Origin of the sequence: Micromonospora sp. WMMD980 (assembly GCF_029626035.1) — a bacterium.
Taxonomy (GTDB): Bacteria; Actinomycetota; Actinomycetes; order Mycobacteriales; family Micromonosporaceae; genus Micromonospora.
This window is the reverse complement of the sequence record NZ_JARUBE010000003.1, coordinates 4,090,275-4,112,364: the sequence shown is the minus strand read 5'-3', so window position 1 is coordinate 4,112,364 and position 22,090 is coordinate 4,090,275. Positions and strand designations below refer to the sequence as shown.

Genomic DNA, 22,090 nt, shown 5'->3' with positions numbered 1-22,090 from the left:
GGCGCCGTCAGCGACCGGCGCCGACCACCGTGGCGGCCGGCCAGCTGCCGCTGAAGACCTGGGCGGGCGTCGCGCTGCGGGCGGCGAAGCCGAACAGCGAGTCGACCCGGGCGGCCTCGGCCGAGCTGGGGTACGGGTTGGTGCAGCTGGTGCCGGCGCTGCCGCCGGACATCAGGATGGCGCAGTTGCCGTTGTAGTTGTCCGGCAGGCCGAGGATGTGGCCGATCTCGTGCGTCATGATGCGCAGCGGCGAGTACTGCTGGGCCTGGTAGTAGTCGATGACCACGCGGCCGTTGCCGAGGCTGGTCCGCTGGGCGTAGGACCCGCCGCCGTAGGTGTAGTAGATCATCAGGTTCGACCCGCACTGGGCCATGTTGATGTTGTTGGTGTAGTTGTTCCAGATCGACGCCGCCTGCACCGCGTAGCTGGCGAACGGGCCGGCCTGGCTGGTGTTGTAGCAGACGTTGCGGACCGCGGCGGAGGCCGGTGCCGGGTTGACGGCGACCGCGCCCAGCGCCGACAGCGTCACGGCCGCGAGGGTGGCGAGGATCCGGGACAGCTTCGGCTTGCGCATGGTTCACACTCCTGGGGGATGGGGGGTGTGCGGGAACGCCGACAGCGTATAGATAGGAATCTATCGATATCAAGGTCTGGGGAGAAGGAAGGGCCCCCGCTTAACGCCTGCGGTAGAGGAGGGGCCCCCTCTTAACGCCCGGCTCAGGTGGCGGCGTGCGGGTCGGCCGCGTTCAACGTGGCGACCACCTGGTCGTAGTCGCCGCGCGCCTCGGCGTGCCGGAGGAACCTCACCCGCTCGACCTGGATCTCGGTGGCGTCCGGCCGGGTCTCCAGCAGCGTCACCACCTCGGCCACGAACTCGTCCAACGGCATGGCGAACTCGCTGGTCTCCTGCCCGGGCAGCAGCCCGGTGCGCACCGCCGGCGGCACCAGCTCCACCACCCGTACGCCGGTTTCGGCGAGCTGGAGCCGGATCGACTCGCTGAGCATGTGGATCGCGGCCTTCGAGGCGTTGTAGCTCGGCGTGACGCGCAGCGGCACGAACGCCAGGCCGGACGAGACGGTGACGATGGTGGCGTCCCCCCGCTTCGTCAGGTGCTCGACGAACGCGCCGATCAGCCGGATCGGACCGAGCACGTTCGTGGTCACCACCTCCTCCGCCGAGGCGAGGAACGTCTGGGGCGAGCGCCAGTCCTCGACCCGCATCACGCCGGCCATCGCGACCAGGACGTTGAGGTCCGGGTGTCGGGCCAGCACCGCCTCCGCCGCCGTCGCGATGCTCGCCGGGTCGGTGGTGTCGACGGGTACGGTGTCCAGGTCGGGGTGGGCCGCGGCGATCTCGTCGAGCAGCTCGGTGCGCCGGCCGCCGACGATCACCGTGTTGCCCCGGTCCCACAGGGCGAGCGCCAGCGCCAGGCCGATCCCGCTGGTGGCGCCCGGAATGAAGATCGTGTTTCCGGAGATGTCCATGCCCCCAGCATGGTCCGTCGGTCCGGCCCGGTGCAGAGATCAGTCATCGGGGGATCGCCGATCCCTGGTTCGCGCCGCCGCCCGGCGGATACTCGGATAATGGATCGTGCCGCCCTTGCCGACTTCCTCCGCCGCCGCCGCGAGGCGCTGCGCCCCGGCGACGTCGGGCTGCCGGAGGGAGCCCGACGCCGGGCGCCCGGCCTGCGCCGGGAGGAGGTCGCCGCGCTCGCCGCCATGTCCACCGACTACTACACCCGGCTGGAGCAGCGGCGCGGGCCGCAACCGAGCCCGAACCTGCTCGCCGGGCTGGCCCGGGCGCTGCGGTTGACCGGCGACGAACGCGACTACCTGTTCCGGGTGGCCGGTAACAGCCCGCCCGAGGCGGTCGGCACCGCCACCCACGTCGCGCCGGCGCTGCTGCGGGTGCTGGACCGGCTGGCCGACACGCCGGCGTTGATCCTGTCGAACCTGGGGGAGACGCTGGTGCAGAACCGGCTCTCCGCCGCACTGCTCGGCGACCGGTCGCAACACACCGGGCTGGCCCGCAGCGAGGTCTACCGGTGGTTCACCGAGCCGGGGGAGCGGTGGCGCTACCCGGCCGAGGACCACGACCGGCAGAGCCGCGCCCAGGTCGCCAACCTGCGCGCCGCGTACGGGTCGATGGGGCCGCGGTCGCGCGCCGGCGAGCTGGTCCGGGCGTTGCGCGCGGCCAGCGCCGAGTTCGCCGGGTTGTGGGACCGGCACGAGGTGGCGCAGCGGTTCGCCGACCAGAAGACGCTGATCCACCCCGAACTCGGCCCGATCGAGCTGGACTGCCAGGTGCTGTTCACCGAGGACCAGTCGCAGGCGCTGCTCGTGCTCACCGCGCCGCCGCGCAGCGAGGGCGCGGAGAAGCTGCGGTTGCTCGCCGTGCTCGGGCACGAGCGCTTCCCGGCGTGAACCCGGCACAGGAACGGTCATTCACGCCGCTGGGAATCCCCGGCTTTGCTGTCAACCTCCCGTCACGCACGGTGTTCTCCTGATCCCTTCCGGTCGGTAGCGTCGATGCACTGCCGTCGACGAAGGGCCGACGATGAACGACAACGGACACCCGCTCGACCGTCGGCGACTCCTCGCCGGCGCGGCGGCGGCCTCGGCGGTCACCCTGACCGGCCTGGCCGTCGCCAGCACCACCGGCACCGCGGCGGCGGCTCCGGCCCGTACCGGAACGCCGACGGCGGCCCGGGACCGGGTCGCCACCGCCGCGCTGCGCACACCCGACGGCGCCGCCCGGCCGGTCGGGATCCAGGCCGACTTCCACGCCCGGCTCACCGCCTGGCTGGCGTTCTGGTCGGCGAACTCGCCCCCCGCGTGGAGCGCGCCCGCGCACCTGGTCGCCCGGATCGAACCGGCCGGCGACGCGCTGGTGCTGCACGCCATCCGCTACCGCCGCGCCGACGAGCTGCACGCCGGCTTCGCCGCCGCCCGGCGCGACGCCACGCACCTGGCCACCCTGGCCAGCCTGCACCACCACTTCCCGAGCGTGCGGGCCCGGCCGGACGGCACGGTCCGGGTCGGCGACGGACCCGCCGGCTTCACCGGCGCGCCGGAGCAGGTCGCGTTCGCGGTAGCCGCCTGCCGCGAGCTGTGGGGCGACCCGGCGGCCACCGCCGGGCGCTGGCCGGAGAGCGCCGCTCGGGTCCTCGCCCGCGCCGGAGCGCCCACCGACGCCGCCTCGCACCTCGGCTGGGCGGCCTTCACCCGGATCAGCCTGCGTCGCGGGCTGGGCACCGAATCGTACGAGTGACCGGAGGTAGCACATGGCCCGCAACGAGTTCCGCTTCGTGGTCGACGGTGTCGACCTGACAGCCGACCAACAGACCCTGATCGCCGGCGAGATCCAGAAGGCCGGCCTGGCGGCGCTGCGTACCGCCGACGCCAAGCTCACCAACCCGCTCACCCTCGGGCACGGCAACATCCGGCTGCGTCCGGAGTGGTACGGGCTCTGGGTGCTCGACGGCCAGTCGGCGCAGGACCTCGGCCAGAAGATCAACGACATCGGGTTCTGGATCCAGCGGTGACCGACGCCGCCCGATCCGCCGGCCCGCCGGAGCGGATGTGCCCGAGCACCCCGGCGTCCAACGCCACCGTGTTCCTCGGCATGATCACTCCGGCGGGCCGGGTGGCCTACGTGACTCCGGCCGTTCCGGCCGAGGTGGCGCTCGCCACGGTCGACGAATCCGGCGGGCCGATCGAGTCGCACGTCCGCCTCGCCGGCCCCTGCGTCACCTCGTCCTGCGGTTTCTGGACCGGCTCGCACTGCGGGCTGGGCGCCCGGATGGCCGGCTCGTACGCCGACACCGCTCCGCCGGCCGAGGAGACGTTGCCGAAGTGCGCGATCCGGCGCACCTGCCGGTGGTTCGCCGAGCAGGGGCCGGCGGCCTGCCCGGCCTGCTCACACGTGGTCACCGACGCCCGCTGAGCGCGGGTCGCCGCCGCGCCCCCGGACCCCGACCAGGCCGGCACCCCCGGCGGCAGAAATGGCGCTGCTGCCTGTCGGAGGTGTCGACTAGCGTCGGGAGGTCATGGAGCCGCGATTCGGCGAGGAGATCATCGGGCGGGAGCACCCGGCCGGGTTGCTGCGCGCCGAGGTGACGCGGGTGGCCGACAGCCACGGTGGCCTGGTCCTGGTCACGGGCGAGCCGGGCATCGGCAAGACCACCCTGGTCTCGGCCGCCGCCGACGAGGCCCGTCGGCGCGGGGCGCTGGTGCTCGGCGCTGCCTGCTGGGATTCCGACACCGCTCCCGACTACTGGCCCTGGGTGCAGGTGCTGCGCCGGCTGGCCCTGGCCACCGGCGACCCGGCACCGGCCCGGGAGGCCGCCGATGCCGGGCTGGCCGCCCTGCTCGGCGAGCGCGCCGCCGAGGGCGCCACGGTCGGCGAGCGCGCCGCGGACGGTGAGCGCGGATCCGGCGGTGACGATCCGGTCGAGCCGGGTGACGACGGCGGGCGGGCCGAGTTCGCCCGGCACGACGCGGTGACCAGCGCGCTGGTCGCGGTCGCCCAGCACCGGCCGGTCGTGGTGATCCTCGACGACCTGCACTGGGCCGATCCGGCGTCGCTGCGGTTGCTCCAGTTTGCCACCCAGCACACCTGGTTCGAGCGGCTGCTGCTGATCGGCACCTACCGGGACGCCGAGGTCGAGGCCGGCGACCACCGGCTGCGGCCGCTGCTGCTGCCGTTGACCGCCAAGGCCACCACGGTGACGCTGACCGGCCTGGGCCGCGACGAGGTGGCGGCCCTGATCAGTCGCACCGCGGGCCGCGAGCCCGGCGCGGGCCTCGTCGACGAGGTCCACCGGCGCACCGGCGGCAACCCGTTCTTCGTCGAGCAGACCGCCCGGCTCTGGCAGACCGACGGGCTCGCCGACACCATCGCCCCCGGCGTGCGGGAGGCGGTGCGCCGCCGGCTCGACCAACTGCCCGCCCCGGTGGTCGAGGCGTTGACCGTCGCCGCCGTGCTCGGCCGGGAGTTCCACCGGCAGACGCTGGCCGCCTGCCTGCCCGGCCCGGCCGCGCAGGTCGACCGGCTGCTCGACCGGGCCGCCGCCGCCCGGCTGGTGCTGGCGCGGGGCGGCGGCCGCTTCGGCTTCGTGCACGACCTGGTTCGCGAGACGCTCTACGACGGGCTGCCGGAGGGCGAACGCCGCGCCCGGCACGCCGCCGTGGTGCGGGCCGTCGACCGCTCCGACGCGCTCGCCGACCGGCTCATCCCGGCCGACCTGGCCCGGCACGCCTGGCTCGCCGGTGCCGACCTCGATCCGGTACGCGCCGGTGACCTCCTGGTGGCCGCCGCGCGGGACGCCGGTGGGCGGCTGGCGGTGGAGGAGTCGGTGCGGCACTTCCGGCGGGCGCTGCGCCTGACCGACGAGCCGACCCGCCGGGTCCGGCTGCTGCTGGAGCTGGCCGGGCTGCTGCACCACGCCGGCACCCCGGGCGAGGCCGAACAGTTGCTGGTCGACGCCGCCGCGCTCGCCCGTGGGCTGGCCGAGCCGGCCGTGCTGGCCCGGGTGGCGCTCACCGCCCGCAGCCAGCACTCGGTGACCCGCCGCCGCCTCGACGCCGACGCGCTGGTCCGGGAGGCGTACGCGCGCTTGATCGGCCCGCCCGACCCGGAGCGGTCGACGCGTGCCCTGGTCACCGACCTGATCACCGCCACCGAGACGCTGGCCCGGCACGGCCGCGACGACGAGGCGCTCACCTTCAGCCTGTGGGCCCGCCACGACACCACCTGGGGGCTCGGCACCGCGCGGGAGCGGGCCGTGGTCACCGCGGAGATCCGTGAGGTGGCCCGGCGCGGCGGCGACCGCGACACCGAGCTGTGGGCCACCTCGCTGCGCTGGGTGGCGTTGCTGGAGCTGGGCGACCCGGCCTACCGGCAGGAGCTGGCGGCGTTCGTCGACGGCTGCCGGGCGGGCGACGTGGCCCGGCACCGGATGGCGGCGGCCGTCGACAGCGGCATCATCGCCGCCTTCCGGGGTGACTTCGCCGCCGCCGAGGCGTGCTACGCCGAGATGGCGCGCTTCGGCGAGTGGGAGCACTCGGACCACGCCTTCATGGCGCACCACCTGCGCTGGTCCCTGTTGCTGCTGCGCGGCCGCCTCGCTGCGGCCGAGGCGCTGCTCGACCAGCCCGGCGTGGCCAGTCATCCGCAGGTGGAGCTGTTGCGCGCGATCACCGCCGCCGAGCGCGGCGACACGGCGACCCTGGTGCGGCTCACCGGCGCGATCGAGGCCGCGGGCACCGCGTACCCCCGACCGGTGTCGACGCTGTGGCTGCGGTCGCGGGCCCAGGCGGCGGCCGCGAGCGGCGACCCCCGCCGCTGCGCCGAGGCGCGGGCGGCCCTGGCCCCGCACCGGGGGCGGTGGTTGGTCGCGCTGTTCGGCTGCGACATCGGCGGCCCGGTCGACCTCTGGCTGGCCGGGGTGGACGCCGCGGAGCGGAGGTGGGACGCCGCGGTCGCCGGCTACGCGGCGGCCCGGGACGCCGCCGACCGCCTCGGCGCCCGTCCCTGGTCGGTGCTCGGCCGGGTCGGGCTGGTGACCGCGCTGCTCGGGCGCGGCGGTCCGGGTGACGCGGCCGAGGCGGCCCGGGTGCGGGTCGAGACGGAGGCCGAGGCGCGCGAGCTGGGCATGACGCACGTGGTCGAGCGGCTGGGTGCGGCCGGGTCGCCCGCCACTTCCGCCCGGACGGCAGGCGCCGCGGGCCACGACGGCACCGACTGGCGGGCCGGGCGGAATCGCGTGGTGGCTGCCTCCGGTGAGGACACGTCCGGCGCGGTGGTGGTCGGCTTCCCCGCGCCGGCTTCGCCGGTCGGGGCGGCCGTGACGGTCGCTCCGGGCGTGGGCGTTCGGTCCGGCCCGGCCGGTGGTCCCGGCGTCAGTGGGTGGTCTGGCCTGGCGATCGGCGCGGCCACGGGCGATCGGTCCGGCTCGGCGGGCGATCGAGGTGCGGGCGCGGCGGGGGATCGCGTCGCGGGCGGTCCGGGTGTGGACGGGATCGACGGTTCCGGCGAGGGCATTGGCGCGGGCCGGCCGGAGTTCTGCTTCGACGGGTCGGTGTGGCGGCTCGCCTGGGCCGGCGTGGTGGTGCACCTGCCCGACGCGAAGGGCCTGCACGACCTGCGGTTGCTGCTGAGCCGGCCCGGGGTGGACGTGCCCGCGGTCGAGCTGCTGGACCCGGCGGCCGGCGCGGAGCTGGTCGCCGCCCGCCGGCTCGGCGCCGACCCGGTGCTCGACGACGAGGCCAAGGCCCGCTACCGGCAGCACGTGCGGCGGCTCGACGACGAGATCGACCGGGCCGCGCTGCGCGACGACGAGCGACGGCTGGCCGCCCTGGACGCCGAACGCGCCGCCCTGCTCGACCAGCTACGTGCCGCCGCCGGGCTGGCCGGGCGCACCCGCCGCTTGGGCGACCAGGCCGAACGGGCGCGCAAGGCGGTGACCGGCCGGATCCGGGACACGCTACGGCGGGTCGAGCAGCGGCACCCGGCGCTCGCCGCGCACCTGCGGGAGTCGGTCACCACGGGCGGCACCTGCCGCTACCTGCCGGCCGAGCCGGTGCCCTGGCGCCTCTGACCGCCGCCACCACCCGAGATCTTGGAAAAAAACGGCGCCTGGAGGGGCGCATTCCTTCCAAGATCTCTCCGGCTCCCGAGACGGTGGCCGGGGTGGTGGGGTCCAGGTTGCGCGAACCCCGCCACCTCGCGAGCTGGTGTGGATCAAAGGGTCAGCGACGGTTGTAGCGGCGCATGGTCAGGGTTCCGAACACCACCACGAAGCCGGCGCTCCACAGCAGCAGCCACATCGTGTTGGTGGCGTCCGTGGAGCCGGCCATCGCGGCCCGGACCGAGGCGACCAGGTGGGTGACCGGGTTGACCTTGACGAACGCCTGCAACCAGCCGGGCATGGTGGCCGGCTCGACGAACACGTTGCTCAGGAACGTCAGCGGGAACAGCACCATCATGCTGACGCCCATCACCGACTTCTCGCTGCGCAGCACCAGGCCGAAGAACGTCCACACCCAGGAGAACGCGAACGAGAAGACCACCAGCAGGCCGATCCCGGCCAGCACCCCGAGCAACCCGCCGTCGGGCCGGAAACCGAGCACCAGCCCCACGGCCAGGATGACCACCGCGGCCAGGACGTAGCGCAGCACGTCACCGAAGATCATGCCGACGAGCGCCGCCGGTCGCCACACCGGCAGGGTACGGATCCGGTCGAAGACGCCCTTCTCGATGTCGTTGTTCAACCCGACCCCGGTGTACATGGTGATCATCACGACGCTGGTCACCATGATGCCGGGCAGGAAGAACTGCAGGTAGGCCCGCGGACTGTCGGCGAGCGCGCCGCCGAACAGGTAGGTGAACATCAGCACCATGATGATCGGGAACGCGGTCACGTCGAACAACTGCTCCGGCACGTGCTTGATCTTCAGCACGGCCCGCCAGCCGAACGTCAGCGACGCCGACAGCGCGCTCGGCCGGGCCGGCCGCTCCCCGGGCGCGAGCACGGTGGCCAGCGCCTCGGTGGACGGTACATAGACCGACGGCGCCCGCCCGGTCGTGGTGGTCGCGGTGTCGCTCATCGCGCCGCCTCCAGTTCGTCGTCCCGCTCGTCGGTCGCGACGGCCGGATGGTCGGTCAGGGCCAGGAACACCTCGTCCAGGCTGGGCTGGCCGAGGGAGAAGTCGTCCACCACGATGCCGGCGCGGGCCAGCTCGCCCAGCGCGCGTGCCGCCTGCTCGCCGGCCTCCAGGTCGGTGCCGTCCTCGCCGACCCGGGCGGTCAGCGCCACCGGGTCCGCCGCGAGCTGCACCGGCACGCTCAGCGCGGTCCGCAGCACCTGCTCGGCCCGGGACCGCTGCCCGGCGTCACGCAGTCGCACGTGGACGGTGCCGGAGCCGACCGACGACTTCAACTCGCCCGGGGTGCCCTCCGCGATCACCCGGCCGTGGTCGACCACCGCGATCCGCCCGGCCAACTGGTCGGCCTCGTCGAGGTACTGCGTGGTCAGCAGCACGGTGGTGCCGTGCGCCACCACCGCCCGGACGATCTCCCACACCTGGTTGCGGCTGCGCGGGTCGAGCCCGGTGGTGGGCTCGTCCAGGAACAGCAGGTCCGGCGTGTTCAGGATGCTCGCCGCGATGTCGATGCGCCGCCGCATCCCGCCGGAGTACTTCTTCACCTGCCGGCCGGCCGCCTCGGTCAGCCCGAACGCGGCGAGCAACGCCTCGGCCCGCTCCCGCGTCGCCGGGCGGCCCAGCCCGAGCAGCCGGCCCAGCAGAACCAGGTTCTCCGCCCCAGTCAGGTCCTCGTCCAGCGAGGCGTACTGGCCGGTCAGGCTCATCCGGGCGCGGACCGCGTCGGCCTCGGTGACGACGTCGTGGCCGAAGACCCGGGCGGTGCCGGCGTCGGGCCGCAGCAGCGTTGCCAGCACCCGGACGGCGGTGGTCTTGCCGGCGCCGTTGGGCCCGAGCATCCCGTACACGGTGCCGGCGGGAACCCGCAGGTCCAGGCCGTCGAGCGCCCGGGTCGAGCCGAACGACCTGACCAGGCCGTCGGCCTCGACGGCCAGGCCGGTGTTCCGGTTACTCATGATCATTACCTCTCTGACGTGGATGGTTCTCCGCAGGCGTACGGGCGTGCCGCGCGACCCTCGCGCAACGCCAGACCCCACCAGCACAACTCGTCGAGGAGCACCCGGACGTCATGCCGGAGCCGCTCCTCGCCGTGCCCGGTGGGCTCGCCGTCGAGCAGGTCGACGCCGACGGTGTCCCGCACGGTCGTCGCGTGCAGCGCGGTGAAGACCGTCCGGAGCTGGTCGACCGCGTGCAGGCCGACCGACCGGCAGCCGTACGAGACGAAGCCGACCGGCTTGGCCTGCCACTCGTCGTACGCGAAGTCGATCGCCTGTTTCAACGAGGCCGGGAAGCTGTGGTTGTACTCCGGGGTGACCACGACGAACGCCTCCGCCTCCGCGACCTGCCGGACGAAGTCCCGCATCGCCGGCGTGGGCTCGGCGGGCAGCGCGGCCGGGAAGGCGTACCCGGCCAGGTCCAGTTCGTGCACGACCAGCCCGGCCCGGCCGCGGGCCTGAGTGGCGAACCAGCGACCGATCCGGTCGCCGACCCGCCCCTCCCGGGTGCTGCCGATGATCACGGCGAGCCGTAACGGCGTCATGCCACCCTCCCTCGCTGCCGGCCTCACCCCGCAGGCGCCAGAAGGCCCGCCAGATCTCTTCTGGCGGGCCTTCTGTCAAGGGTTCCTGGTCCGATCGGCGGCATGACCGAGGTACGCATCATCCGGTGGAGCACCGACGCTGGCCGGTCAGTGCGCGGCGTCCAGCCGAGCCCGCTGCTCGGCGGTCAGCTCCAGGCCCACCGCGCCCAGCGCCTCGTCCAACTGCGCCACCGAGGAGAAGCCGACCAGCGGGATCGCCGGCACGTCGCCGCCCATCAGCCAGGCCAGCACCACCTGGTTGACCGTCGCGCCGGTCTCGGCGGCCACCGCCTCCAGCGCCGCCAGCCGGGCCGGGGTGCCGGGCAGGGCGTACGCCTCGTCGAGCCGTTCCGGCTTCGCGTACGCGCCCTTGAGCAGCGGTGAGTACGCGACCAGGGTGAGCTGCTGCTCGGCCCGGAGGTAGCTGGCCAGGTCGGGGCCGACCCAGCCGACGTCGCCGTCCGGGTCCAGCGCGCTCGGCAGGTCCACCCGTGGCGGCAGGTAGCTGCGGTGGTACTGCAGCACCTCGTACCCGGGCAACCCGGCCGCCGCGGCGATCCCCCGGGCCCGCTCCACCCGCCAGGCGCGGTGGTTGCTCGCGCCCAGCAGCCCGACCGTGCCCTCGGCGACCAGCTCGGCGAAGCCCTCGACGGTCTCCCGCAGCGGGACGGTCCGGTCCTCGATGTGTGCGTAGAGCAGGTCGATCCGGTCGACCCCGAGTCGTTCCCGGCTGCGCTCGGCAGCCTCGCGGATCACCTTCGCGGACAGGCCCTCCGGGTTGTCCAGGTAGCTGGTGCCGGGGGCGAGCGGGCGGGCGCCCAGCTTGGTGGCGAACACGATCTCGTCGCCGATGCCGCGACTGCGCCGCCAGCGGCCGAGCAGTTCCTCGCTCTCTCCGCCCTGCCCGCCGTTCTGCCAGAAGGCGTAGTTGTCGGAGGTGTCGACGAACGTGCCGCCGGCGGAGACGTAGCGGTCGAGGATCGCGTACGAGGTGGCTTCGTCGGTGGCGGTGCCGAAGAGCATCGCGCCGAGGCTGAGCACGCTGACCTCGCGGCGGGTGGCCGGGTCGGTGCCGATGGTGCGGTAGCGCATGGAATTCCTCCCGTCGGAGCGTTCCGGTCACCCTGCCCCTTCGAGCGCGCGCGAAGTCAACCGACGGAAGGGGCCCCGGTCGTCCGGGGCCCCTGCGGCGCGTAGTGGGTCAGTTCGGCACGTAGTCGAACGTGTCCGGGTTGGGGCCCTGCCGGCCATCCTCGCCCTTGTCCAGCGCGGTGAGCCGGTCCATCGCGGCGTCGTCGAGCGTGAAGTCGAAGATGCCGAAGTTCTCCTCGATCCGCTTCGGGGTGGTCGACTTCGGGAAGACGATGTCGCCGCGCTGCACGTGCCAGCGCAGCACCACCTGGGCCGGGGTGCGCCCGACCTGCTCGGCGACGTCCACCACGGTCGGGTCGTCGAGCACCTTGCCCTGGGCGATCGGGGACCACGCCTCGGTGAGGATGTTGTGCGACAGGTCGTACGACCGCACCTCCTCGTTGCCGAAGTAGGGGTGCGCCTCGATCTGGTTGACCGCCGGCACCACGTCCGCCTCGGCGGCCAGTCGCTCCAGGTGGGCGACCTGGAAGTTGGACACGCCGACCGACTTCACCCTCCCGTCGCGTCGAAGCTCCTCCAGCACCTTCCAGGTGGAGACGAAGTCGCCGTCGTAGAGCGTGGGCAGCGGCCAGTGGATCAGGAACAGGTCGAGGTAGTCGAACTTCATCTCCCGCAACGACTGCTCGAACGCCTTACGGGCGTCGTCCGGGCGGTGGAAACCGTTGTTCAGCTTGCTGGTGACGAAGATGTCGCCCCGGTCCAGCCCGGAGGCGCGGACGGCCTGACCCACCTCGGCCTCGTTGCCGTACATCTGGGCGGTGTCGATGTGCCGGTAGCCGATCTCCAGCGCCGTGCCGACCGCCTTCGCGGTGTCCTTCGGCTCGATCTGGAACACCCCGAAGCCGAGCTGTGGGATGGAGTTGCCGTCGTTGAGCGAGATGTCCGGAACGCTGTTGTCGGCCATGTCGTGCCTCGTCTCCGATCGTTCGGGGGTGCCCGGAAGCGCTTCCACGAGCCGGCGTCCGGGCCGTGCCACCCGGTGTTCCTACCCGCTGCGCGGGCGTCCTCACGCCGCCGGTGGGTGATCTGGGACAAGCGTCAGCCCCAGATCGCCCGCGCCCACTCCGGGTGGTCGACGAACGGATTGCGGTTGCCCTGCCAGCGCTCGTAGATGCGCTGGTTGCGGCGCTGCTCGAAGGCGTCCGGCGGGTCCTGCTCGTGCCAGGCCAGCAGCTTCGTGAGCCGCCCGAGGCGGGGCGCGCCGCCGTTGGCCACCGAGTCGTTCGGCTCCAGGTCCGGCCAGCCGTCGTCGCCCTCGTACCGGATCGCCATGTAGAGGATCATCCGGGCGACGTCGCCCTTCACCGCGTCGCGCGGCTCGAACGAGTCGGCGTCGGTGTAGCAGCCGGGCGCCTGGGCGACCGCGCTGCCGCCGGTGTCGAAGTCCTTGTTGCCACGGGCCGAGTTGACCGACACGTCCTCCGGTCGCAGGTGGTGCACGTCGGTGCCGGGGCCGGTGGCGGTGCCGAAGTCGCCGTGCGACTTGGCCCAGACGTGTTCCCGGTTCCAGTCGTCGGCGCCGCCGCCGTTGGCGGTCTTGTGCTGCGAGCGGCCGCTGTAGAGCAGGATCACGTTGACCGGGTTCGCCGGGTCCTGGTCGGTGTCCTTGAGCGCCTCCCACACCTGGTCGTAGGTGAGCGTGGTCTGCACCTTAATGATGGTGTGCAGGGCGGTGCGCAGCGCGGGCCCGGTCTTGCCGGCGGCGGCCGCGTAGTAGGCGCCGGGCGAGGCGGTGCCGGTCGGGGTCGGGCTCGGCGTGGCGCCGCCGCCCAGGCTCATCGCGCTCGGGTTCTTCAGGCCGCCGTGGCTGAAGTAGGCGGTCAGGGTGCCGGTGGCGGTGACCTGCCGCCCGCGCAGGGACGGATTGGTCAGCAGCCCGAAGGTGCTCCGCCAGGCGGCGGTGACCTGCACGTACAGCATCCGGCCGGTGCTGGTCTCGCCGGCCTGGTCGGCGATCGCGATAGCGGTGTCCGCGGTGTAGCCGGACGTGATCACCGTGTTCGTGGCGGTGGGCTGGCCGACGACCCAGCCGCTGACCGTGGCGGTGCGGCCGTCCTGCGCGGCGAGCGCCTGCGACACGGTCAGGGTGGCCGCCGCCGACGCCGCGTTCGTCACCGCCGGCGGGGTGGCGACGGTGACGGTCAGCACGACCGCCGCGATCAGCCGCCCGGGTCGCGAGCGGGTGATGCTCCTGATATTCATGAACGACGATGCTAGCCGGTGTCCGGTGAACTCCGGGAGATCATCGCGGCAACGTTTCGCCCCGGCCGGCCTCGAACAGCACCGGCCAGGGGCGCTCCGGCGGCGTGCGGGGCGCCGGTCCGGTCGGCACCTCCGGCGCGGCCAGCACCTCGGCGGCGAGCCGGCCGAACATCGGCGCCGCCGGGTGCGCCGTCCGGCTCGGCCAGGCCGCGGAGATCCGCCGGACCAGCGGCGCGCCGGCGAGCGGCCGCCAGGCGAGGCGTGGCTCCCGACGGGCCAGCGTCGCCGGCTCGACGGCCACCGCGCCGCCGGCGAGGAGCAGGCCGAGCAGGAACTCCGGGTTACCCGCCGGACGGACCCGGCGCGGGATGAAGCCGTGCCGCCGGCACACGGTCAGCAGGTGCGCGTGCCAGCCGGGCGCGGTGGCCGGCGGCGCGGTGACCAGATCCAGGCCGGCCAGGTCGGCCAGCGCGACCTCGCGGCCCCGGGCCAGCGGCGAGAACCGGGGCAGCAACGCGCCGACCGTCACGTCCACCGGCTCGCCGAACCGCAGCCCGGCCTCCTCGACCGGGTGGTGCAGCAGGCCGACGTCCAGCCGACCCTCCGCCAACATTCGCCGCTGCTCGGCGCTGGTCAGCTCGTGCAGATCCAGGTCGAGCCCGGGCGCACGCGCGGCCAGGCCGTCGAGCAACGCACGCAGCGTCACGGCCGGCGTCTCCGGGGGTACGCCGGCGCGCAGCGCGCCGAGCGCGCCCCGGCCCATCCGGTCGGCGAGGAGGCGCAGCCGGCGTTCCCCGGTGAGCAGGTCGTCGGCCTCGCCCAGCAGCAGTTGACCGGCCGTGGTGAGGCGGACCCGCCGCTGCGACCGGTCGAACAGGGTCGTGCCCAACTCCTGTTCCAGCCGCCGGATCGACTGGCTCAGCGGGGGTTGCGCCATGCCCAGCGTCTCGGCGGCGCGACCGAAGTGCAGCTCCCGGGCGACCACCACGAAGTGCCGCAGGTGTCGCAGCAGGTCCACCCGCGCACCCTAACCCGCGCGCTGACTACCGTGTCGGCGTGGACGCGGCGCAGCGGGTGGCGGAGATCTTCGGGCGGGCCGGGCTGACCGGTTGCCTGCACGTGGCCGACGTGGACGATCCGGCGCGCCAGGTGGCGCTGGGGGCCGACGAGCGGATCGTCATCGCGTCCGTCTTCAAGATCCTGCTGGTGCTGGAGTTCGCCCGGCAGGTCGCCGCCGGTCAGCTCGACCCGACCGAGCGGGTGCTGGTCGGCAGCGCCGACCGGCTCGGCGGCTGGGGGGTGGCCGGCTGCGCCGACGACGTCGAGATGTCGCTGCGCGACCTCGCCTACCTCGCCATGTCGGTCAGCGACAACACGGTTGCCGACCTGCTGCTGCGCCGGGTCGGCCCGGACGTGCCGTCGATGCTCGCCGCGGAGCTGGGGCTACCGCGTACCCGGATCGTCGGCGGCCCCCGGCACCTGGTCGAGACGATGCTCGCCGACGTCGGCGCGCGGACCGAGGCGGACTTCGCGCGGATCTTCCCCACCCTGCCGCCGGAGCGGGTCCGGGCCATGCGGGTCTTCGACCCGGAGCACACGTCCGCCAGCACCGCCCGGGAGCTGACCCGGCTGCTGTGCCTGATCTGGCGGGACGAGGCCGGTCCGGCGGCGGCCTGCGCGACGGTCCGGGAGCTGATGGCCCGGCAGCTCTTCTGGACCCGGCTCGCGGCCGGCTTCCCGCCCGGCGTCCGGGTCGCCGGCAAGACCGGCACCCTGCCCGGCCTGCACCTGGAGGCCGGGGTCGCGGAGTATCCCGGCGGCGACCGGTACGCCGTCGCGGTCCTGGCGCGCACCGACCGCCTCGACACCCGTCGGATCGACGTGGACCTGGCGATCGGGGAGGCCGCCCGGACGGCCGTCGAATCCCTGCGCTGACCTGCGGTGATATCGGTTCGGATATCGAACCTGCCGGCTTTCGATCTTGGACACGGCCGACGGTCCGGTGGTGGAGTGGGTCGACCGATCCCACGAACCCGAACGGGGAGGACGACCCATGTCCGAGAACCGACCGACCGGCCACACCCGCCGCCGCCTCCTGCGCGACACCGCCGTCGGCGCCGCCGCCGTCACCACCGCCGGGCTCGTCGCCGGCGCCCCGGCCCGGGCCGCCACCACCACTGCCGCCCCGGCCGGCCGGAAACCCGGCGCGGTGAGCTTCCGCTGGTGGGGTACGGCCGGCTGGCGGATCGACATCGGCGACCGGACCGTGCTCGTCGACCCGTACCTGAGCCGCTACGACACCGGCCTGTTCACCGGCGGGTTCCGCCCGGACACCCCGCTGACCGTGGCCACCGACGTGGTCGACCGGCTCGCCGACCGGGCCGAGAACATCCTGGTCACCCACACCCACTGGGACCACTACAACGACGTGCCGCACATCGCCGCCCGGACCGGCGCCCGGGTTCTCGGCACGCTCACCGCCTACCACCTGGGTCTGGCGTACGGGCTGCCGGCCGGTCAGCTCGCCCCGGTCAAGGGCGGGGAGGTGCTCGACTTCGACGGCTACACGGTCGAGGTGGTCGGCTCACTGCACAGCCGCAACGCCGGCTGGTCGATGGCCTTCCCCGGCGTCCGGGTCAGCCCGCCGCCGCGCCCGGAGCGGATCTCCGACCTGCCCGAGGGGGACACGCTCGCCTACCAGGTCCGGGTGGACGGCGGGCCGTCGGTGTTCTTCATGGGCGCCAGCGACCTCGACGAGCGCAAGCTGACCGGGCTCGCGCCGGACGTGGCGATGATCGCCTCCGCCGCCACCACAGCCGTCGCCGACTACGTGCCCCGGCTGATGGCCGCGCTGGGGCACCCGAAGGTCGTGGTGCCGGTGCACTGGGACAACTTCGAAACCCCGCTGGTCAACCCGCCGACGGTCGCCGCCACGGACCGCGCCCGCCTGGACGCCCTGATCGCCGAGGTGCGCCGGGTGTCACCGCGCAGCCGGGTGCTGGTGCCCGACTACCACACCGCGTACCGGTTCTGACCTGTCAACCGGCGGTCAGGTCGCGCAACGCCAGCACCGACTTCCAGTTGCGCACCGTCACCACCACGCCCAACGTCTTCTCCAGGTACGCGGTGGTGAACTTCGTCCGCCCGTAGTTGCCGGCCGGGTAGTGCAGGTGCAGCTCCCGGCCGGCCACCGCGTACTCCATCTCCTCGCCGGACGGCACGGCCAGCGCGCGGACCCGCGCCGCCGTGGGCGCGGCGGACAGGAACGCCACCAGCACCCGCGTCGGGTCGTCCTGGCGCCCGGCGTACGGGCTGGCGTCGGCCACCGCGGCCAGCTCGCCCGCGTCCCGGACCAGGACCGGCACGCGCAGGCCCAGCTCGTCGGCGAGCCGCTTCGCGATGCCCTCGGCCAGCACCTCGTCGCGGGTGGGCGGGCTGCTGAAGACCACGTTGCCGCTCTGCAGGTAGGTCTTGACGTCGTCGTGCCCGAGGCCGGTGACGACGCGGCGCAGGTCCGCCATCGCCAGTCGGGTGGTGCCGACGTTGACGCCCCGCAGCAGGGCGGCGTAGCGGGTCATGGTCGCCAGCCTAGGTCAGGCGGACGCCAGCCGGGCGTAGACGTCGCCGGAGCGGCCGGCCGGTCGGTACGTCTCCAGCAGCCGCACCAGCCCCGCCGCGTCGAGCCACTCGGCCGAGGCGAACCGCATCGTCTCCACCGGCGAGTAGTTGTAGCGGTATCCGCCCGCTTCCGCCCCCAGCCGCTCCACCAGGTTGAGCGCGGCGAGCGCCGCGTCGTGCGCGGGTGGGAGGTATTCGAAGGAGAGCCCGCGCACCGGCCGGCTCAGCCCGGCGAGCACGTCGACCTCGAAGCCCTCGACGTCGACCTTGCAGAACGCCGGCTCGCCGTGCCGGGCGACCAGGTCGTCGAGCGTCACCACCGGCACCTCGACCGACCGGTCCCACCGCACCCCGGCGAAGCTCGGGTCGGCGGTGACCGAGTCGATCCAGGTCGACGACATGGTGGACACCGTGGGCGTCGCCGACGACAGCTCCAGCCGGGCCCGACCGGCCCGGGCGCCGACCGCGGTGGGCTCGATCGTCACGCCGTCGTCGCGGCCGAAGGCCAGGCGCAGCACCCGCAGGCAGTCCGGCTGCGGCTCGACCGCCACCACCCGCGCGCCCAACCGCCGCCAGGTGCGGACCCGGCCGCCGACGTGCGCGCCGATGTCGAAGCCGAGGTCGCCGGGGGAGAGGAACCGGCCGTACAGCTCCCGGGCGCGTCGGTGCTTGGCCGGCTGACCGTGGTAGATGGCCAGGGACCGGGTGATCCCCCAGGCCCGTGCGAGCATCGTCACGACGTTCCTAACTGTGAGTCCTGGACTGCGGACCGAAGGCCCGCAGGAACCGGTCGCGGAACGACTCCATCGGCCAGACGGGGGCGTCCGGGGCGGGGTTGAGGCCGTCCTGCCAGCCCCAGCCGGCGATCTGGCCGAGCACGGCCGGGTCCTTGGCCACGACGGTGATCGGCACGTCCCGGCCGGCCCCCGCACCGGTGATCGCCCGGGCCGGCTGGTGGTCGCCGAGGAAGACCAGCACGAGGTTCTCGTCGCCGTACCGCTGGACGTAGGAGACCAGGGTGCGCAGCGAGTAGACGACGGAGTTGCGGTAGGCCCCGCGAGTGCCCTCGTCGGCGCGGTCCGCGTGGTTGGTGCCGGTGAAGACCGACCCGTCGCCGAGGTCGTCCCAGTCGACCAGCTTCGGCACCGGGGACCACGGGATGTGGCTGGACAGCAGCGGGATCTCGGCCATCACCGGCGCGTGCCCGGGCCCGCGCTCCGCGCGCTGGAACGCCTCCAGGGTGAACTGGTCCGGCGGGGAGGAGAAGCTGAACGTCGGCCCCCGGTAGCCGAGGTCCTCGGCGCCGTAGACCCGGTCGGGGGCGAAGAAGTCGGCCTCCGGCCAGGCCCGGGTGAGTGCCGGCATGACCAGCGAGGTGCGCCACCCGGCGCGCTTGAACGCGCCGTTGAGGGTCAGCCGGTCACTGCGCACCAGGTTGGTGTAGCGCAACTGGTTGTCCGCCCGGATGCCGCTCATCAGCGTGGCGTGCGCCAACCAACTGCCCCCGCCGGTGGTGGACGAGGTGAGGAACGCGCTGCGGCTGCCGTAGCCGGCCGCGGCGAGCTGGCGGGTCCCCTCGTCGAGCGCGGCGTCCACCTCCGGGGCCAGCTCCGGGTCCTCCACCGCCACCCGGCCGTAGCTCTCCACGAAGGCGACCAGGACATCCTTGCCGCGCAGCCCGGTCAACAACTGGTCGCCGGGGGCGTCGTGGAACGGGTCGCCGGCGAGCTGGTCGGTCAGCCGCTCCTGGTCGTGCAGGCCGGCGTTGACCTGCCGGGTGCGATCCCAGACGCCGGCCGCGACGGTGTCGGCGGCGACCGGCAGCCCGGGCACGATGTGCGCGCCGAGCACGGCGCAGACCACCCAGGCGGCGGCGAACGCCGCGGCGGTACGCGCGCCGACGAGCCGGTGCTCGCCCAGCAACCGGGCCAGCCGACGCATCGACAACGTCACCAGCACGGGTACGGCGACGACCGCGACCACGGCCACCGCCACGGCTCCCACCTGGGCGGGCCGCCCGTACGACTCGGCCAGGAACTCCGCGCCGGCGCCGAGGAACGCCCAGTCGGCGACGAGGTCGAACGGTCGGTCCAGGACGGTCGAGAAGCCCAGGTCGGCGAGCTTGAGGACGAGGACCAGACCGAGCAACGCGCCGAGCGCCACGGCCACGATCCGGCGCGGCCTCGGCGGCAGCACGAGCAGCAGGGCGACCGCGACCAGCCCCTCCACCGGGATCCGCAGGAACGCGGCGGGAGTGAGGTCGGCGACGTCGGTCGGCGCGACCAGGGCACCCAGCACGAGCACTCCGGCCAGCACGGTGGCGAGCACCGGCAGGACCCGGCGACGCCCGCCGGCACCGACGCCCGGGGCCGCGGTGGCCGCGTTCCCGGAGCCGACGTCCCGCGGCACGCCCGGCTCGGAGGCGGTGCCGCCGGTCGTGCGCGCCCGCGGGTCGGTCGGGGGCGGAGTCCGGTCGTCGTCGGTCACGGGCGCCGACCGCCGACCTCGGCCCGGCCGACCAGCACCGGGGCGGCGGGCTCCCAGCCGCCCCGGCGCGTCGCCACCGGGCGGGGCGTCCCGGGCCGCGCGGCCACCTCCGGGGCGGCGACCGGCGTACGGACCGCCCGCGGGCGGGTGACCGGCGGACGGACGGCCTGCGGGCGGGTGACGTCGGCGCGGTGCCGCCACAGCCAGAGCACGTCGCGGCCGAACGACTCGAGCAGCAGCGCGAGCGCGCCGGCCAGCAGCGCGCCGGCCGGCACGAGGGGCAGCACGTCCGCCGCCACCACGGCCAGCGCGATGCCCTGGATCGCGGCGACCGTCTTGCGCCAGTAGCGCGGCGGCAACGAGCCGTTCAGCCAGGGCAGCACCCAGCCGGCCACCACGAAGGCGTACCGCATCGCGCCGATGACCAGCACCCACGGGCCGAGCTGGCCGCTGACGTGGACGCAGAGCACCAGGACGAGGAAGGAGTCGACCTCCATGTCGAACCGGGCCCCGAGCGCGCTGACCGTGCCGGTGCGCCGCGCCACCTGCCCGTCGATCCAGTCGAGGGAGAGCGCGACCGCGGTGAGCACGACCAGCACCGGCACCGCGACCGGGCGGGTGAACGAGTCCGCCACCAGCGCGGTCACGCCACCGGCCAGCGTCGCCCGGCCCAGCGTCACCCAGTCGGCCGGACCGAGCCGGTCCGCGCCCGAGCGGCGCAGCCCGTGACCGAGCACGGCGAGCGTCACCACCCCGTGGACGAGGCCGGCCAGCCAGCCGGCCGGACCCAGGCCGACCGTGCCGGCGAGACCTGCCAACACCCCCACCTGGAGGATCGCCCCCGCGAATGGATCAGTCCGAACCGCTGTCACTGTGCCTCCGAATTGCGCGCCACGACCCACCGGTCTGTACGCAGAACATGCCCGAACGGTTCGCTCTGATGCCGAAAACTCACGATCACGACTGTCCTTCGCGTCGGAGCCCCGCGTCGGATGCGCCGCTCGTCCCGGGGCGAGCGTGGAGGAGCGACTGACGGCCCTGGCGAGAGGTGGCCCGGCTGACCGGCGAGCGGCCCGACGGCGTCGGCCCGGGCACGGGCCGGGCCGTTGTCCGGTCAGGCGGCGCGACGAGGCAGGCCCAGCGCGGCGCGTACCCTGGCCGCCTGCCGGACGCCGTCGTGCGCGGCGGCGGCCCGGATCTCCCGGCGCAGGTCGGCGGCGTCGCCGGCGGTGGTCGCGAGCTTCCAGTGCCGCAGCGCCACCTCGTGCTCGGCGAGCAGCGCCGCCATCGGCGCCTGCACGGCCGTCGGCCAGCGCAGCGCGCGCAGCTCACCGGCGCACGCCTCGTTGGCGGTGGCGACCGCCGCGGCCCGCTCCCGCACCGACCGCCAAGGTCGGCCCGCCTTCTCGGCCTCCGCCAACTCGTCGCGGGCGATGTCGTACGCCGCCACCACCGCCAGGTAGCGCCCCTTCGCCTCCTTGGCCGTCAGCGGCACCACAGTGCTCGGCGTGGGACTCGCCGGCGGCGGGAGGGCTACCTGTTCGGTCTCGCCGCCGCCGCAGCCGGCGAGCAGCAGGGCCAGGACCAGGGCCGGGGGCGCGAGCCGAGGACGCAACGGGAACTCCCATCGGGCGGGGGCCCCGAGTGTAGGACGGCCCCCGCCGATCGTGCCGGCCCGCGACTAGCCGGGCGCGCCGTCCCGGTCCACCAGCCGCCAGTACTGCCGCTTCCGCTCGTCGCGCACCACGACGCCGAGCCGGGCCAGCTCCCCGTGCAGCTCCCTGACCTCGGCGTCGTGGCGGTCCCGCAGCGCCCGCTCCCGGGCCCGCAGCAGCGCGTCCGCGCCGGCCGGCAGCCCGGGGAGCCCGGGCACCCACCGCCGGTACGCGTCCCGGTGCGGATCCCGGTCGACCCACGGCCAGCCCTGCCCGGTGAACGCCTCCCGCAGTCGCTCGGCGCCCAGGTCGGACCGCTCCCGGGCCAGCTCGCCGCCGGCTCCGTCCAACAGCACCAGCGCCTTGCCGTCGGTGAACACGCCTGTCACCTCGGCCCGCGCGAGGTCCCGGCCGTGCCCGTCCCGGTGCAGCCGCACCGACCGGCGCCCGACCGTGACCCGTAGCCGCTCCCGCGTGCCCACCACGGCCAGCGCCACGCCGGCCAGCGCCACCACCCCCGCGCCGAGCGGGTAGGACCGCTCGGCCGGCCACCTGTCGAGCAGCCCGAACACGTCCTGGAACGGGAACCGGGACAGCCCGGCGATCCACCCCGACAGGGCGGTCACCCCGGCGCCCAGTCCCGCCCCGAGCAGCGGGAACCCGGCCCACATCACCACCAGCTCGCCGACCCCGCCGTCGACCACGACGTCGCCGGGTTCCCGCACCGACACGG

The 22,090-nt window shown here is 74.4% G+C and carries 21 protein-coding genes and 1 pseudogene; 7 read left to right on the top strand and 15 right to left on the bottom strand.

The annotated features are described in order from the left end of the window. Nucleotides 1-7 precede the first annotated feature (7 nt). Together O7618_RS19245 and O7618_RS19240 are read right to left on the bottom strand one after the other, a co-directional pair. The gene (locus O7618_RS19245) at nt 8-574 is read right to left on the bottom strand and encodes a snapalysin family zinc-dependent metalloprotease (protein WP_278107498.1); all 567 of its coding nucleotides are present in this window, start codon (nt 572-574) and stop codon (nt 8-10) included. A gap of 143 nt (nt 575-717) precedes the next feature. Further along, nucleotides 718-1,485 carry an SDR family NAD(P)-dependent oxidoreductase gene (locus O7618_RS19240; RefSeq protein WP_278107497.1) on the bottom strand — a complete coding sequence of 256 codons (768 nt, stop codon included), beginning with the start codon at nt 1,483-1,485 and terminating at the stop codon, nt 718-720. Between the two features lie 99 nt (nt 1,486-1,584). Here O7618_RS19240 and O7618_RS19235 point away from each other — a divergent pair, with 99 nt between their 5' ends. From O7618_RS19235 to O7618_RS19215, 5 genes are all read left to right on the top strand, one after another. Beyond that, nucleotides 1,585-2,424, top strand: a complete 840-nt coding sequence (locus O7618_RS19235) for a helix-turn-helix transcriptional regulator (RefSeq protein WP_278107496.1) — start codon at nt 1,585-1,587, stop codon at nt 2,422-2,424. 133 nt (nt 2,425-2,557) lie between these two features. Next, nucleotides 2,558-3,271 carry a hypothetical protein gene (locus O7618_RS19230; protein WP_278107495.1) on the top strand — a complete coding sequence of 238 codons (714 nt, stop codon included), beginning with the start codon at nt 2,558-2,560 and terminating at the stop codon, nt 3,269-3,271. A 13-nt stretch (nt 3,272-3,284) separates the two neighbouring features. Continuing rightward, the gene (locus O7618_RS19225) at nt 3,285-3,545 is read left to right on the top strand and encodes a hypothetical protein (RefSeq protein WP_278107494.1); all 261 of its coding nucleotides are present in this window, start codon (nt 3,285-3,287) and stop codon (nt 3,543-3,545) included. Then, entirely contained in the window at nt 3,542-3,946 is a 405-nt protein-coding gene (locus O7618_RS19220; protein ID WP_278107493.1) for a hypothetical protein, read from the top strand. The genes O7618_RS19225 and O7618_RS19220 overlap by 4 nt, the downstream gene beginning before the upstream one ends. 103 nt (nt 3,947-4,049) lie before the next feature. After that, nucleotides 4,050-7,601, top strand: a complete 3,552-nt coding sequence (locus O7618_RS19215) for an AAA family ATPase (protein ID WP_278107492.1) — start codon at nt 4,050-4,052, stop codon at nt 7,599-7,601. 151 nt (nt 7,602-7,752) lie between these two features. Here the strand turns inward: O7618_RS19215 and O7618_RS19210 are convergent, their stop codons facing one another. From O7618_RS19210 to O7618_RS19180, 7 genes are all read right to left on the bottom strand, one after another. Continuing rightward, on the bottom strand, nt 7,753-8,610 hold the full coding sequence (locus O7618_RS19210) for an ABC transporter permease (RefSeq protein WP_278107490.1): 858 nt from the start codon (nt 8,608-8,610) through the stop codon (nt 7,753-7,755). Continuing rightward, on the bottom strand, nt 8,607-9,620 hold the full coding sequence (locus tag O7618_RS19205) for an ATP-binding cassette domain-containing protein (RefSeq protein ID WP_278107489.1): 1,014 nt from the start codon (nt 9,618-9,620) through the stop codon (nt 8,607-8,609). The genes O7618_RS19210 and O7618_RS19205 overlap by 4 nt, the downstream gene beginning before the upstream one ends. A 5-nt stretch (nt 9,621-9,625) precedes the next feature. Next, nucleotides 9,626-10,204 carry an NAD(P)H-dependent oxidoreductase gene (locus tag O7618_RS19200; protein ID WP_278107488.1) on the bottom strand — a complete coding sequence of 193 codons (579 nt, stop codon included), beginning with the start codon at nt 10,202-10,204 and terminating at the stop codon, nt 9,626-9,628. A 147-nt stretch (nt 10,205-10,351) separates the two neighbouring features. Further along, nucleotides 10,352-11,335 carry an aldo/keto reductase gene (locus O7618_RS19195; RefSeq protein ID WP_278107487.1) on the bottom strand — a complete coding sequence of 328 codons (984 nt, stop codon included), beginning with the start codon at nt 11,333-11,335 and terminating at the stop codon, nt 10,352-10,354. 109 nt (nt 11,336-11,444) lie between these two features. Beyond that, entirely contained in the window at nt 11,445-12,299 is an 855-nt protein-coding gene (locus O7618_RS19190; RefSeq protein ID WP_278107486.1) for an aldo/keto reductase, read from the bottom strand. 134 nt (nt 12,300-12,433) lie between these two features. Beyond that, a complete protein-coding gene (locus O7618_RS19185) occupies nt 12,434-13,597 on the bottom strand; it encodes an endonuclease (protein ID WP_278107485.1) in 1,164 nt (387 codons plus the stop codon). Between the two features lie 40 nt (nt 13,598-13,637). Further along, nucleotides 13,638-14,615 carry a LysR substrate-binding domain-containing protein gene (locus O7618_RS19180; protein WP_278107484.1) on the bottom strand — a complete coding sequence of 326 codons (978 nt, stop codon included), beginning with the start codon at nt 14,613-14,615 and terminating at the stop codon, nt 13,638-13,640. Between the two features lie 38 nt (nt 14,616-14,653). Between O7618_RS19180 and O7618_RS19175 the strand changes: the two genes are divergently transcribed. Next, nucleotides 14,654-15,532 (top strand): serine hydrolase, encoded by an 879-nt coding sequence (locus O7618_RS19175; protein WP_278107483.1) that lies wholly within the window; start codon nt 14,654-14,656, stop codon nt 15,530-15,532. 118 nt (nt 15,533-15,650) lie between these two features. Further along, nucleotides 15,651-16,631 (top strand): MBL fold metallo-hydrolase, encoded by a 981-nt coding sequence (locus O7618_RS19170; RefSeq protein ID WP_278107481.1) that lies wholly within the window; start codon nt 15,651-15,653, stop codon nt 16,629-16,631. Between the two features lie 4 nt (nt 16,632-16,635). Here O7618_RS19170 and O7618_RS19165 read toward each other — a convergent pair whose 3' ends face one another. The 6 genes and pseudogenes from O7618_RS19165 to O7618_RS19140 form a co-directional block, all read right to left on the bottom strand. Further along, nucleotides 16,636-17,175, bottom strand: coding sequence for a DUF1697 domain-containing protein (locus O7618_RS19165; protein WP_278107480.1), 540 nt, complete (start codon nt 17,173-17,175; stop codon nt 16,636-16,638). A 15-nt stretch (nt 17,176-17,190) separates the two neighbouring features. Continuing rightward, nucleotides 17,191-17,946, bottom strand: a complete 756-nt coding sequence (locus O7618_RS19160; RefSeq protein WP_278110071.1) for an FkbM family methyltransferase — start codon at nt 17,944-17,946, stop codon at nt 17,191-17,193. 13 nt (nt 17,947-17,959) lie between these two features. Next, nucleotides 17,960-19,702 carry a sulfatase gene (locus tag O7618_RS19155; RefSeq protein WP_278107479.1) on the bottom strand — a complete coding sequence of 581 codons (1,743 nt, stop codon included), beginning with the start codon at nt 19,700-19,702 and terminating at the stop codon, nt 17,960-17,962. A 185-nt stretch (nt 19,703-19,887) separates the two neighbouring features. After that, nucleotides 19,888-20,574, bottom strand: a pseudogene (locus O7618_RS19150) (CDP-alcohol phosphatidyltransferase family protein); the annotation flags it as partial. 242 nt (nt 20,575-20,816) lie between these two features. Next, nucleotides 20,817-21,317 carry a hypothetical protein gene (locus O7618_RS19145; protein ID WP_278107478.1) on the bottom strand — a complete coding sequence of 167 codons (501 nt, stop codon included), beginning with the start codon at nt 21,315-21,317 and terminating at the stop codon, nt 20,817-20,819. Nucleotides 21,318-21,383: 66 nt separating this feature from the next. Beyond that, a complete protein-coding gene (locus tag O7618_RS19140; RefSeq protein ID WP_278107476.1) occupies nt 21,384-22,088 on the bottom strand; it encodes a hypothetical protein in 705 nt (234 codons plus the stop codon). Between the last annotated feature and the right edge of the window lie 2 nt (nt 22,089-22,090).